We start from the raw sequence: 13,572 nt of genomic DNA, 5'->3' as shown, positions 1-13,572 counted from the left end.
TATAATTAATTAAATTATACGTTTGATTTAATTTCTTTTATTGTATCCCAATCTAGTGTTTCAAGCATTTTTAAGATAATACTTTTAACTGCTAGATAGTCATCTTTATGAATCATCGATGTTGTTGAATGAATATATCTAGCTGGCATACCAATTGTACAAGCTAAAGTCCCTCCTCGCGATAACTGTGCAGCTGCTGCATCAGTTCCGCCTAAGGAACTATAATATTGAAACTTGATATTGTTTTTTTCTGCTAACTCTTCAATAAACTTCTTCATACCTTGATGCATTAAAGCTCTAGGATCATAAAAACGAATTAAGAAACCTTCTCCTAAATTTCCTCCAACCTCAGTTTTTTCAAAAGTATCAGAACAAGGAGAACAATCAACTGCTATAAACAAGTCAGGGTTTACCATATAAGTTGATGTTGTTGCTCCTCTTAAGCCTACTTCTTCTTGAACATTGGCTCCAGCATAGAATTTACATTTTAATTTACTTCTATCGATATCTTCTAATAAATCTAAAGCCATGGCTGACCCAAAACGATTGTCCCAAGCTTTTGAAAAAATCTTTTTCCCATCAATTGATTCTTTATAATCGTTTTCAAAAACAATTTGTTGACCAATTTTAATTCCTAATGATCTAGCATGATCTTCATCATCAGCCCCAATATCTAAATGAAAGTCATCAAAACTTGAAACTTGTTTACTGGTATTATCTCTCAATAGATGAGGTGGTTTTGCTCCAACCACACCAGGAACAAATGACCCATCATCTCTCACAATATTCATATGTTGTGAAACAACTACTTGAGGGCTTATTCCGCCAATAGCCATCATCTTTACTGTACCATTTTTATTGATGCCTTTTACCATAGCGCCTATTTCATCCATATGCCCTGCCATCATTACTGTCGGACCTTCAGACTCTAAGTTAATCCCACCAAATATCGAACCTAAGTTATCTTCAATGATTTTATCACTTAATTTCTCTAAATGCATTCTCATGTATTTTCTAACATATTTTTCATGAGAGGATACCCCAGGTATTTCAACTAAATCTTTATAAAACTTTTTCATTCAATTTCTCCTTTGTGTTGAGCTTTTATATAATATATAGCATTGTTTTCTTCAACAAACTTCATTTCAAACTCTGTTTGAATATTAGTTGCTGGTAAATCTTTATATAAATCTAAAGATACATCGATAATAGCAAAATAATCAGATTGATTAAACATCATTAAAGAGTATTCAAACAAAGCGTAATTATCTGTTTTCATATCAATAATAGCACCATCTTTTAAAATATGATGATACTTCTCAAGGAACTGAGGTGATGTTAATCTTCTTTTCGAATGTCTTAACTTAGGCCAAGGATCAGAAAAATTAAGATATAAATGTTCAACCTCATTTTCTTTAAATATATCATTAATATGAGTTGCATCAAAACGAATTAATTTCACATTATCTAGCGGCTCTAATATTAACTTTTCTAGAGCTCTAACAATAACTGAATCAAATTTTTCGATACCTATAAAATTCTTTTCTGGATTGTATAGTCCAGACTCATAGATGAATTTACCTTTACCACAACCGATTTCTACTTGAATTGGTTTCTTATTTTCAAATAAATCACGCCATTTTCCTTTATGATTTTTAGGTTTTAATACCACATAATCAGGATAGGAGTGAATCAACTCTTTTGCGTATTTTACATTTCTAAGACGCATATTAAAATCCTGCCAATCTCATAATACCTTCTGCGTAAATAGCGACTGCATTCATCATATCTTTTACCTTTAAATATTCATTAGGTTGATGAGCTAGGTCTTCATCTCCAGGTAGTGCAGGTCCAAAGGCAACAGCTTTTTTCAAAACTCTTGAATAGGTTCCGCCACCAATACTCATTATTTTGCTTTCAGTATCATTGGTATATTTAATATATGACTCATGTAAAGCTTTTACTAAATCATCTTCAGGAGACACGTAATGAGGTTTGGAATTAGAATTCTTATTATAAATTAATGCAAACTCTTTTCCCGCTTTAATAATCTTTTTTTCGCCTTCTTCAAAATCATAATTCTTTGGATATCTTATATTAAGTCCAACTTCAACTTCTTTACCATCATAGTGTATAAAGGCTAAATTAAGCGTTAAATCATCCATTTCTTTATCGTGAATATCAAGTCCTAATTTCTTTCCTAAATGATCATCAGTCAAATATTTATTCAACATATGTACAAAAGGATTATTGGTCAATTTAATTAAAAATTTAGTCATCAAAGAAATAGCGTTGACACCTAAATGTGGCCAAGCCGCATGAGCATTTTTGCCATAAACAACATATTCATTATTGTCCTTAATTTCACCTTGGATTTTATTATCTTTTAAAAATTTGTTAAACTCTTTGTCTTTATTCTCACTTAAAATAGCTTTACATTCATCAGGAACGACATTAAATCTATCTCCAGCTTCTAATGACATTAAAAGTTTATCTGTTACTTTTCCAGTATAGGTAAAAGCATAGATTCCTTTTTCAGCGTAAATTAAAGGAAATTCTGCATCTGGAGCAAAACCTAAATCAGGCATTTGTTCTTTCTCTAAATAACGTTTAATACCTCTCATACCTGATTCTTCATCTGTACCTAAGATTAATCTAACTTTTTTGTTTAACTTAACGCCTTGATCTTTTAACATCTTCATAGCAATATATGCAGCTATCGTAGGACCTTTATCATCCATAGCGCCGCGTGCATAAATCTTTCCATCTTCTTCATAAGCTGAAAAAGGTGGTTGGTTCCATTTTCCACCTGCTGGCACAACATCTAAATGTCCAAGAATTCCTAAGACTTCTTTGCCTTCACCCATTTCTATATGACCTGCATAATGATCTATATCTTTCACTAAGAAGCCATCTTTCTTCCCTAAATCTAACATATAATCCAAAGCTTTACGAATTTCCAAGCCAAAAGGGGCTTCTAAATTTTCAGGATCATACTTTTCTAAAACTGTTGGTATTTGTAACAATTCCTTTACAATGCGGATATATTCTTCTTCATAATTTTTCGCAATGTCTAACCAATTCATAATATCACATCCTAACATCCATATTTTATCATAGAGATCTATATTTTCAAACAGTAAACGACTAAAGTTTTAGATTTCTCTAACATCCAATAATATTTGACTTTACATCTTATATACTAGTATAATGTAATATATATGTTTATATATTACTACTATTTTGGCTACTAACATAAGGAGAGTGAATCTCATGGTAAGAAAAATAAAAATGGAAAACCTAACTTGTACAAACTGTATTGCTAAAGTTGAAAGACGAACTTCACGTTTAAGTTATGTAAATAGCGCTTCTTTTAATTTCGCAAATCAAGTTCTTTTAGTCGATTTTAAAGATAATTATAATGAAGAACAAGCTTTAAATGAAATCAAGGCTATTGTTGATGTTTTGGAAGATAATATTCTGACACATTATATTGAAGATCAGGTTGAAATAAAAAAGAAAACTTTTATAGGCGAATATAAATACGTGCTTATAGGTGTTTTTATTATCTTACTTGACTTAATTGGTTTTAGAGTTTTTCCTTTAATTAATCGATGGTTTAATATTAATATACCGCAGATTGAATCACCCTTAAGTGATATTCTATATTGGGTTGGTTATCTATTCTTAATCTCTAAGATGCTTTTCTTACAAATTCGCGGATTAAAGAATTTTAATTTCTTTGATGAAAACACTCTAATGATTATAGCAACTATTGCAGCTATGGCCATCGGTCAATATGAAGAAGCAATTGCAGTTGTGATATTTTATTCTGTGGGTGAATACCTACAAGGTAGAGCCGTTGATAAATCTCGAAATGAAGTTGCTTCATTAATTAATTTAAAAGTAGATTATGCAAATGTTCTTGAAAACAATGAAGTTATTATTAAAGAACCAGATCAAGTTCATATCGGGGATATTTTGGTTGTCAAAAATGGAGAGCGTATTCCTTTAGATGGTGTGATCGTCAAAGGTTCTACATCCTTAAACACTTCTGAATTAACAGGTGAATCTAAATTAAAAACAGTCAATGAAGGAGACCAAATTCTCAGTGGTAATATTAATGTTGGTGACATTATTCATTTAGAAGTTACCAAAACCTATGAGAACTCTACCTTATCGAAAATTATTGATTTAATTGAAAACTCAACCAACAAAAAATCTAAAAGAGAATTACTGATTACTAAATTCGCTAAAGTCTATACACCTATTGTTGTAAGCTTAGCTGGATTACTTGTTTTATATGGATTAATTTTTGATATTAATAATGTACTGACTCCTTATGGATATATATATAGGGCAGCTATTTTCCTTGTTATATCTTGCCCATGCTCATTAGTTCTTTCAGTACCTTTATCATATTATGCAGGTATAGGAACTGCAGCTAAACATGGCATTTTATTTAAAGGGTCTTCTTATCTCCATTCAATCACTGAAGTTGAAACAATTGCCATGGATAAAACCGGTACCTTAACTCATGGAGATTTCTTTATTCAAGAATACAGCAATGAAGAAACATTAAGGTATGCTGCTTCTATTGAGCGCTACTCAAATCATCCGATTGCTAGGGCTATTGTTGATTTTAACCACCAAGAGGTTTTTGATGTTGAAAACATACAAGAGGTTCCTGGATATGGTATTCAAGGTACCATAGATGGAAAAATTCTTTTGGCTGGATCAAAATCTTTTTTAAAGAAAAACAATATTTTCATAGAAGATGAAAAATTACCCATAGGTTCTTATACTTTTGTTTCATATGATAATAATTATATTGGCTATATCATAATTAAAGATGAATTAAAAGAAACTTCAATGCAGACAGTAAGAGAATTATCGCAAGAATATGATACAGTCATGTTAACTGGAGATAATGAAAAATCAGCGAGAGATATAGCTATGCAATTGGGTGGCATTGAATATTATGCTGAATTATTACCTGAGGGTAAAATTGAACAATTCAATAACATAACAACCAACTCAGTATCTATGTTTGTTGGCGATGGTATCAATGATGCACCTTTATTAAAAAGTGCAGATATTGGTGTCTCAATGGGCTCTGCATCTGATCTAGCCATTGAGGTATCTGATGTTATTATCATTAACAACGATATTAGGTTACTTGATAAAGCCTTTCGGATCGCAAAAAAAACTAGATTTCTTTCTGCAGAAAATATTATTTTCTCCATAGGTGTCAAAATAATTTTCTTAACAATGTCTGCTTTTGGTTTTATGTGGATGTGGCTATCAATTTTCGCTGATGTGGGTGTAGCTATTTTATGTGTATTAAATGCTTTAAGAATTATTTATGAAAAAAAATACTTAACTTCAAAAGCAAAAATAAAGAAGGAATAAAGGATGGAAATTGAACTGATACTCTTATTTATACTCATTTTAATCATCATCAATGGCTATTTTGCTGCTAGTGAAATGGCTTTAGTTTCTGTTAAACAATCTAAGATTGATGATTTAATAAAAAATGGAAATAAAAAAGCTGTTTTGTTAAAAAAAATTAAATCGGACTCAACAAGATACTTATCTACCATTCAAGTAGCAATCACCTTAGCAGGCTTCTTATCAAGTGCTTTGGCTGGTTCAAACTTATCAGATAATCTTGTTCAAATACTAGCAAATATCAATATTAATATACCTCAAAATATAGCTGTCATTTTGATTACAGTTGTATTATCTTATATTACTTTGGTCTTTGGGGAGTTAGTGCCCAAAAGAATTGCTTTATTGAATCCTTTAAGGTTCTCATTAAGTTCAGTTAGAGTTGTATATTTTGCAATGATCATTACTAAACCTGCAGTTTGGTTGTTATCAAAAACCACGAAAGGTATATTAAATATCCTTGGAATTAAGAAACGACAAGGTGATAATGAACTCTCTGAAAGTGAAATTAAGAGTCTAATTAGACATGGTCATTCAGAAGGCTTGTATCAAACACAAGAAAAAGAAATGTTAGAGAACATCTTTAATTTTGATGATATTCATGCTGAAGCAATTATGACCCCAAGAACGAATGTTTATGCTATCGACATTGAAGATACCTTAGAGGAAATCCTTAATCAAATTATGGAATCTAGGTATTCAAGAATTCCAATCTATGAAGACAATATTGATAATATTTTAGGTATTATTCATGTAAAAGATATATTGATTAGCGCAAAGAAAATTGGTTTTGATAATTTAGATATTAAAAAACTTCTAAGAAAACCTTATTATGTTCCTACAAGTATCAAAATAAATAAACTATTTAGAAAAATGCAAGAAAACAACTATCAAATGGCAATAATACTCGATGATTATGGTGGCATGGAAGGTGTCATTACCATTGAAGATCTTATTGAAGAAATTGTTGGTAATATCTATGATGAATATGATCCTATTGAAGAAGAAATCAAACAAATTTCAGACCACCAATATTTAGTTAATGGGACGATGTCTATTCAGGATATAAACCGCTATTTAAATATATATATTGATACAGATAATGAAACTCTAAGCGGTCTTATCATCGATGAACTTGAATATATTCCTAAGGCAACAAAAGCTGATGTAGTATACCATAAAAATTATGTATTTGAAGTCAAATCCGTGATAAATAACCGGATAGATAAAGTCTTAATTACAATAGAAAAAGAGCTGTCTTAATCGACAGCTCTTTTTTAAGAATGTTTGATAACACCGTATTTTTTCTTACCTTTTCTTAATATTGTATATTTTTTTCCAATTGCATTTTCTTTCAAAATGTTAAAGTAAGTATCATTTACTCTTTCACCGTTTACACTAACAGCGTTATTTTTAATCATTTCTCTTGCTTCTCTATTAGATTGAACAAGTGATAATTCAGATAAAGCATCAATTAAACCAATTTCACCTTCTACAGTTTGGGAAGGGATATTTTTAAATCCCATTTCTATTTCTTCAACATCTAAATCTTTAATTTCTCCGCTGAATAAAGCCTCACTTACGCGAATCGCCTTTATTAAAGCTTCACTACCATGAACCATTTCAACAACTTCTTTTGCAAGTGTGTTTTGCGCAAGTCTTTTTTCAGGTTCATTGATAAGTGATTCTTCGAGTGATTGAATTTCTTCCTTAGAAAGAAAAGTGAATTGTTTTAACCTAGTAATTACATCAGCATCTGGAGTATTAATCCAAAACTGATAAAATTCATAAGGGCTTGTTTTTGCAGGATCTAACCAAACTGCACCTGATTCTGTTTTCCCAAATTTGGTTCCATCAGATTTTGTGACCAGTGGGAAGGTTAGCCCATAAACCTTTTTATCAGCACCATGAATTCTACGGATTAATTCCGAGCCAGAAGTAATATTCCCCCATTGATCTTGTCCACCAATTTGAAGTGTACAATTATAATTTTTATATAAATGTTCAAAGTCCCATGCTTGAATAATCTGATATGAAAATTCTGTAAATGAAATACCTTTTTCAATCCTAGATTTTACTGAATCCTTAGCCATCATATAATTGATTGAGAAATGTTTACCTAGATCCCTTAGAAACTCAATAGCATTTAAAGATGATAACCATTGGTAATTATTAACTACAGTGGCTGTTGGTAATAATCTTTTTACTTGTTTTTCAATACCAGCAGCATTTTTTAAAGAATCTTCTATTGATAATAATTTTCTTTCATCAGCTTTGAAACTAGGATCACCAATAAGCCCTGTTCCCCCACCAATAACCAAGATTGGTTTATGGCCGTATAGTTCTAATCTTTTAGCAACCAAATTGGCCATTAAATGTCCAACATGCAAGCTATCAGCTGTTGGATCTGTACCAATGTAAAAGGTCATTTGTTCCTCATTTAATTTTTGGCGCAAACTTTCATCAGTTTCTTGATATATTAAACCACGCCATTTTAAGTCTTCGTATAATGTCATTGTGTCCCCCTAGAAGTTATTTATTTTTTAGTTGAATCTCTGTGTATAATGCTGTAAGGTAATTCAATATATTTGGTTTTACTAGTTCCATTATCTATTTCCTCTTTTAGTAAAGCCATAGCCCTAACACCAATTTCAGTAATTGGGATATCTATACATGATAATTTTGGACGTGATAATGAAGCATATTTTGTATTTTGAAAACCAAATACAGAAATATCTTTAGGAATTTTTCTTCCCTTAGCAATCATTGAGTTAATAAAAGATACAGCGATACTATCTCTAACTGCTATGACGCCATCTATTTTTTTACCCACATCATGGAAGAGTTCATCAAAATGAATGGTATTCACAGAAATATCACCACTAGTTCTGAAAATATGAGGTTCTAATCCGGCTTCATTAATAGCTTTTAAATAGCCAGATTCTTTTAAATCATTAACCATATATTTTCTGGCCGTTGTTAGCATATAAATATTTTTTCTACCTTCTTCGATTAACTCTTTAGTGATACCATAACCTGCTTTATGATAGTCAATAGAAACTGTGGTTAATTTGTTTTCAAAAGGATAAAGAGTGTTAGCGAGAACAATTGGCACATCATAATCATCTTTAATGCGGTTAAGCATTTGATATTGTTGCTCATTAATTTCATCGTTCATGTATAAAATGCCATCCGCTTGTGAAGCTACAACCTCTTTTAACATCTCTGATTCTTCATGATACTCATCCTTTAAAACATAGATTATTAAAGAATAATTATATTTTCTAGCTTCTATGGCGATACCATTTACCATTTCTGCAATACTTGATCTGGTCATATCCGGAACCATCACTGCAACAGAAGTTGATTTGCGACTTGCTAACCCACGTGCAAAAGCATTTGGTTTATACCCCAAATCTTCAATCACTTTTAAGACTTTGTCTCTTGTTTCTTTTTTTACTTTTTCTGGATTATTTAAAGTTCTAGAAACTGTCGCTAATGAAACATTAGCACGCATAGCTACATTATAAATTGTCGCTTTTGTTTTAGCCATAATATCAACTCCTTATTGATTTCTACTTATTATTTTACCATAAAATGAAAAGCTTTCAATCATCAATGAAAATATTTTCATAATTTTACATAAAACCATAAAAAAAAGGACATCAAATGTCCTTTTTTACTATCTTTTTTCTTTAATTCTTGCTTTTTTAGCTGATAATCCACGGATATATCCTAAATAAGCTCTTCTAACTTTACCACGACGTTTGACGACGATTTTATCAATAACAGGAGAATGAAGTAAGAAAGTTTTTTCAACACCTACACCATAAGAAATCTTTCTTACAGTAAATGTTTGACTTACGCCACCACCTTGTTTCTTGATGCATAATCCTTCAAAAATCTGAACACGTTCACGGTTACCTTCGGTAATTTTAATACCAACTTCTAAAGTATCTCCGGCACGGAATTCAGGTAAATCAGATTTAAGATATTCTTTTGTAATATCATTAATTAATTGCTGCGACATTTTGGTCAACTCCTTTTTTAAAATTTGCCTTGGTTCATGATTGATCAGCGGAACAAAGGGATATAGTTCTTTTCAGCATTTCGATTATAGCATATGCCGCTCTTAAAAGCAAACATTTTTTACTTGTTTTTCTTATCGTTTATATATTTTTGATATAAGTCAGGTCTTCTCTCTTTTGTCCGTTTTAATCTTTCTTCTAAACGCCAATCTTCAATGTTTTTATGATGGCCAGATAATAAAACTTCAGGGACCGCCATTTGATTAAAAATTCTAGGTTTTGTATATTGAGGATAATCTAATAATCCATCATAAAAAGAATCATTTATAAAAGAATCTTGATCTCCTAATACATTGGGCAACAATCTAACCACAGAATCAACAATTGCCATTGCTGCTATTTCTCCGCCTGTTAACACATAATCTCCTATAGAAATTTCTTCATCAACCAAAGACCTAATACGATCATCAAACCCTTCATAATGACCACAAATTAGTACAAGATGGTCTATATTAGATAATCTCTTCGCTTGTTCTTGATGATAGGTATTCCCCTGAGGAGAAAGTAATATCTTATGTGCCTCATCAACACCTTGAATACTTTGTAAAGCATGATAAATGGGTTCAATTGAGAGCACCATTCCTGCACCACCCCCATAGGGTGTATCATCGACGGTTTGGTGTTTATTTTGAGAAAAATCACGGAAATTTATAATTTGATAATCTACTTGATTTTGATCTTTTGCTCTTTTTAAAATTGAATGATTAAGAAAAGGCTCTACCATTTCTGGAAATAAAGTCAATATGCTGATTTTCAAAACAAACCCTCCATATCAATAACTACTATTTTTTCATCATCCATAGAAATAATAAACTCATCTCTAAAAGGTATAAGAACTTCCTTTTCTTTGGTCCTAACTAACAAATAATCATCTTTAGGATAGTTTTTAATATCAACAACTTGGCCTTTCAACTCATTTGATTGAAAAACATTCAATCCAATCAACTCATCTTGATGATAGGCGTTTTCCTCTAATAAAAAATCATCATCAGCATTAGCATAAATGTCTTTTTTGTTTAAATGTTGAATTAAATTAATATCCTCATAGTTTTCCAAAACTAATAAAGGTGTTTTTTCTTTGTCATTATATGATTTTACTGTAAAAGCTTGATAGTCTTGATTAATTTGAATATATATTTGAGAATTAGCTTCAAATCGTTCTTTCAAAAAGCCTGATAAGACCTTTATTTTTAACTGACCTTTTAATCCTTTAAAACCAGTGATTTTACCTATTAATTGATATTTCATTAGTCACCTCTCTATCACTAGAATTATACATCATTTTACAAACAAAATAAAATGAAATAAAATTTATTATCTAAGATGTATTTATTATTTATCTTTTTTAAGATATAATAGTGAAAGATAAGGGGACATTCAATGAAAAAAACTTTAAAAATCTTTTTTATTTTCTTTACACTTATAGTTGTCTTTGCGTTTGGTTTTATACTAACTTTGCATCTATTTGAATTTAGACCTGAGCAAGTAACAAATTTAGAAGTACAAGCAGCTGATCAAGCAACAAATACCATATCAAAAAATACTTCAATTACTGTTCTAACTTTTAATACAGGTTATGCATCATTAAGTGAAACTGAAGATTTTGTAATGGATGGTGGTAAAAAAGCTAAAATGGATTCATTGACTGAAGTTGAAAACAATATCAATGGCATAAAGAATATCATATCTAGAGAAAATACAGATATTTATTTATTACAAGAAGTCGATACAAATTCTAAAAGATCTTATGAAACCAATCAGTACCAAACTTATCAAGATTTATTGGGTATTCCAAATGCTTTTGCCTATAATTACCGTTCAATTTTTGTACCTTTTCCTTTAAATCCGAGTCAAATGATGGGGAAAGTAAATTCAGGTATTGCAACTTTCTCAAAGTTTGAAATAACCTCAGCAACCCGAATTCAATTGCCTGGAGAGTTTCCTTGGCCGATTAGGTTGGCTAATCTCAAAAGAGCATTATTAATTACTCGGCATCCCATAGAAGGTTCTGAACAAGAACTTGTAGTCATTAATGTCCATCTTTCAGCCTATGATGATGGTTCTATGCGTAAAGAAGAAATGGTTGCTTTACAAAATATCATGTTAGAGGAATATGAAAAAGGCAATTATGTTCTTGTTGGTGGTGACTTTAATCAAAGCTTTCCTGATGCACTATTAAATTACAATGATCAAGAAGATTATGAATATAAAGATCCTTACCAACTTAAAGAAGATAACTATTGGGAAGCATTCCCTCTAGACCCATTATGGTTTAGTCAAAACAACTTCAATTTAGCTGTAGATGCAAATCATCCTACATGCCGACTCTTACATCAAGCTTATGACACAAGTAACATTGATAATAACCAATATTATTTAATTGATGGTTTTATTGTATCCAATAATATAGATATCGAATATGTAGAAACTATTCAAGAAGATTTTAAGTACTCTGACCATAATCCTGTGAAAATTAGTATTATATTAAAATAAAAAGTTGGAAAAAATTCCAACTTTTTTTCTTAATTATCTTTTTTCTTTTTTAAAACACATAAACCAGTCTAAACAATATGTGTCATCGTCCTTTGATTCCATTCTTTCTTTAGCTGTACCACATGATCCAGCAGTTGGAACAATCACATCATCCCCTGGTCTCCAATCAGCTGGAGTAGCAACATTATCTTTGTCAGCTTTTTGTAGGGCTTGAATTATACGTTTAATTTCATCAAAGTTTCTTCCGGTTGAAAGTGGATAATATAGAATCGTTCTAATGACTCCTTTTGGATCAATCACAAAAACTGCTCTTACAGCTTGAGTTGAAGATTGTCCAGGTTGAATCATACCGAATTTATTGGCTACATCCATTTTAATATCTTCAATCAATGGGAATGTAACATCTAAATTCTTCATTCCGTTCCACTCTAATTCGTTAATTCTTCTTAGCCAAGCAATATGAGCGTACAACGAATCAACTGACAAACCGATAAGTTCAGTATTTAAGGCTTTGAATTCATCAAGCATTCTTGTAAAGGTCATGAATTCAGTAGTACATACAGGAGTGAAATCTGCTGGGTGAGAAAACAAAATTACCCACTTACCTTCATAATCCTTAGGAAAATTAATCACACCCTGTGTTGTTGTAGCAGTAAAGCTTGGCGCCAAATCGCCTATTAAAGGCATTTTGTAAAACTCTTTAACTTGTTCTTCCATAAAAAACCTCCATAATTATTTTATATTTTTATATATTAATTCTAACATATAATGTTAGAATTGTCTAACATATTTTTCAAAGAAAAAATCTTTAATGGTGATGATCAGAACAAGGTTCACCATTTGATTTCAACTCATTATTTATATACTTTTTAATAACCTCATCTGCATGACCACAAACATTCATGATAACTTGAATATTTAATTCTTCAAGCAAATTAACAGCCATAGCCCCTATACCACCAGCTATGACAACATCTATACCATTTTCCTTTAAAAATTTAGGTAAATGTCCTTTTTGATGCGGTGGATTCTTTATTAAAAAAGAACCAATAATTTCCTTGTTTTCTATTTCATAGACAATAAAATAATCACAGTGACCGAAGTGCTCGGTAACCATATTATTTTTTGTGCTTAAAGCTACTTTCATTGTTTGCCTCCGAAATGGTGTCTTCTATGTCTTCTTAAAGGTTCCAAACATTCCTTACAATCATCTTCACAAAGAATGTAATCTCCACCTTCAATCATTAAAATCTTTCCACTAACTATAGCATCTGCAATTTTACTTCTAGCTATCGTGTAAATTCTTTGTACTGTAGTTCTAGCTACACCCAACATAGTCGCAGCTTCTTCCTGATTCATCTTTAAATGATCTATAAGTCGAATGACTTCATACTCATCAATCAATAAAACAACTTTTTCAAGTTGATTAGCTTTTCTACCTTTAGGCCCAAACATTTGATATTCAGGTAAGCCACATACAATTCTTGGTTTATTAGGTCTTGACATTAGTTATCTCCTCTTTAATTATATAAATAATATT

General features: G+C 30.9%; 14 protein-coding genes. 3 read left to right on the top strand and 11 right to left on the bottom strand.

The features are described from left to right. Nucleotides 1-14 precede the first annotated feature (14 nt). Genes HF295_RS00150 through pepV form a run of 3 tightly spaced genes read right to left on the bottom strand, consistent with a single transcriptional unit; the run spans nt 15 to nt 3,086 of the window. The gene (locus tag HF295_RS00150) at nt 15-1,079 is read right to left on the bottom strand and encodes a M42 family metallopeptidase (protein WP_312031817.1); all 1,065 of its coding nucleotides are present in this window, start codon (nt 1,077-1,079) and stop codon (nt 15-17) included. Further along, the gene (gene trmB, locus HF295_RS00145; protein ID WP_312031816.1) at nt 1,076-1,729 is read right to left on the bottom strand and encodes a tRNA (guanosine(46)-N7)-methyltransferase TrmB; all 654 of its coding nucleotides are present in this window, start codon (nt 1,727-1,729) and stop codon (nt 1,076-1,078) included. The genes HF295_RS00150 and trmB overlap by 4 nt, the downstream gene beginning before the upstream one ends. Before the next feature lies 1 nt (nt 1,730). Continuing rightward, complete coding sequence (pepV, locus tag HF295_RS00140; RefSeq protein ID WP_312031815.1) at nt 1,731-3,086, bottom strand: dipeptidase PepV; 1,356 nt, start codon at nt 3,084-3,086, stop codon at nt 1,731-1,733. Nucleotides 3,087-3,273: 187 nt separating this feature from the next. Here pepV and HF295_RS00135 point away from each other — a divergent pair, with 187 nt between their 5' ends. Then, on the top strand, nt 3,274-5,412 hold the full coding sequence (locus HF295_RS00135; protein ID WP_312031814.1) for a heavy metal translocating P-type ATPase: 2,139 nt from the start codon (nt 3,274-3,276) through the stop codon (nt 5,410-5,412). Between the two features lie 3 nt (nt 5,413-5,415). Then, a complete protein-coding gene (locus tag HF295_RS00130; RefSeq protein ID WP_312031813.1) occupies nt 5,416-6,714 on the top strand; it encodes a hemolysin family protein in 1,299 nt (432 codons plus the stop codon). A 14-nt stretch (nt 6,715-6,728) separates the two neighbouring features. Here the strand turns inward: HF295_RS00130 and tyrS are convergent, their stop codons facing one another. The 5 genes from tyrS to rimM form a co-directional block, all read right to left on the bottom strand. Next, nucleotides 6,729-7,967 (bottom strand): tyrosine--tRNA ligase, encoded by a 1,239-nt coding sequence (tyrS, locus tag HF295_RS00125; RefSeq protein ID WP_312031812.1) that lies wholly within the window; start codon nt 7,965-7,967, stop codon nt 6,729-6,731. A 20-nt stretch (nt 7,968-7,987) separates the two neighbouring features. Continuing rightward, complete coding sequence (locus tag HF295_RS00120) at nt 7,988-9,004, bottom strand: LacI family DNA-binding transcriptional regulator (RefSeq protein ID WP_312031811.1); 1,017 nt, start codon at nt 9,002-9,004, stop codon at nt 7,988-7,990. A 129-nt stretch (nt 9,005-9,133) separates the two neighbouring features. Continuing rightward, nucleotides 9,134-9,481 (bottom strand): 50S ribosomal protein L19, encoded by a 348-nt coding sequence (gene rplS / locus HF295_RS00115; RefSeq protein WP_312031810.1) that lies wholly within the window; start codon nt 9,479-9,481, stop codon nt 9,134-9,136. 119 nt (nt 9,482-9,600) lie between these two features. Next, nucleotides 9,601-10,296 (bottom strand): tRNA (guanosine(37)-N1)-methyltransferase TrmD, encoded by a 696-nt coding sequence (gene trmD, locus HF295_RS00110; protein ID WP_312031809.1) that lies wholly within the window; start codon nt 10,294-10,296, stop codon nt 9,601-9,603. Continuing rightward, the gene (gene rimM, locus HF295_RS00105) at nt 10,293-10,787 is read right to left on the bottom strand and encodes a ribosome maturation factor RimM (RefSeq protein ID WP_312031808.1); all 495 of its coding nucleotides are present in this window, start codon (nt 10,785-10,787) and stop codon (nt 10,293-10,295) included. Before rimM ends, trmD begins: the two co-directional genes overlap by 4 nt. 132 nt (nt 10,788-10,919) lie before the next feature. On the opposite strand from rimM, the gene HF295_RS00100 reads away from it, so the two are divergent. Continuing rightward, nucleotides 10,920-12,032: an endonuclease/exonuclease/phosphatase family protein gene (locus tag HF295_RS00100; protein WP_312031807.1), complete on the top strand. Its 1,113-nt coding sequence runs from the start codon at nt 10,920-10,922 to the stop codon at nt 12,030-12,032. A gap of 33 nt (nt 12,033-12,065) precedes the next feature. Here HF295_RS00100 and HF295_RS00095 read toward each other — a convergent pair whose 3' ends face one another. The 3 genes from HF295_RS00095 to HF295_RS00085 form a co-directional block, all read right to left on the bottom strand. Then, entirely contained in the window at nt 12,066-12,749 is a 684-nt protein-coding gene (locus HF295_RS00095; RefSeq protein ID WP_312031806.1) for a peroxiredoxin, read from the bottom strand. A gap of 91 nt (nt 12,750-12,840) precedes the next feature. After that, complete coding sequence (locus HF295_RS00090) at nt 12,841-13,179, bottom strand: NifB/NifX family molybdenum-iron cluster-binding protein (RefSeq protein WP_312031805.1); 339 nt, start codon at nt 13,177-13,179, stop codon at nt 12,841-12,843. Further along, entirely contained in the window at nt 13,176-13,538 is a 363-nt protein-coding gene (locus tag HF295_RS00085; protein WP_312031804.1) for a DUF134 domain-containing protein, read from the bottom strand. Before HF295_RS00085 ends, HF295_RS00090 begins: the two co-directional genes overlap by 4 nt. Nucleotides 13,539-13,572 lie beyond the last annotated feature (34 nt).

Origin of the sequence: Hujiaoplasma nucleasis (genome assembly GCF_013745115.1) — a bacterium.
In the GTDB taxonomy this organism is placed as follows: Bacteria; Bacillota_I; Bacilli_A; order Izemoplasmatales; family Hujiaoplasmataceae; genus Hujiaoplasma; species Hujiaoplasma nucleasis.
Note: the sequence above shows the minus strand (reverse complement) of the source record. Positions and strands in the feature narration are given on the sequence as shown.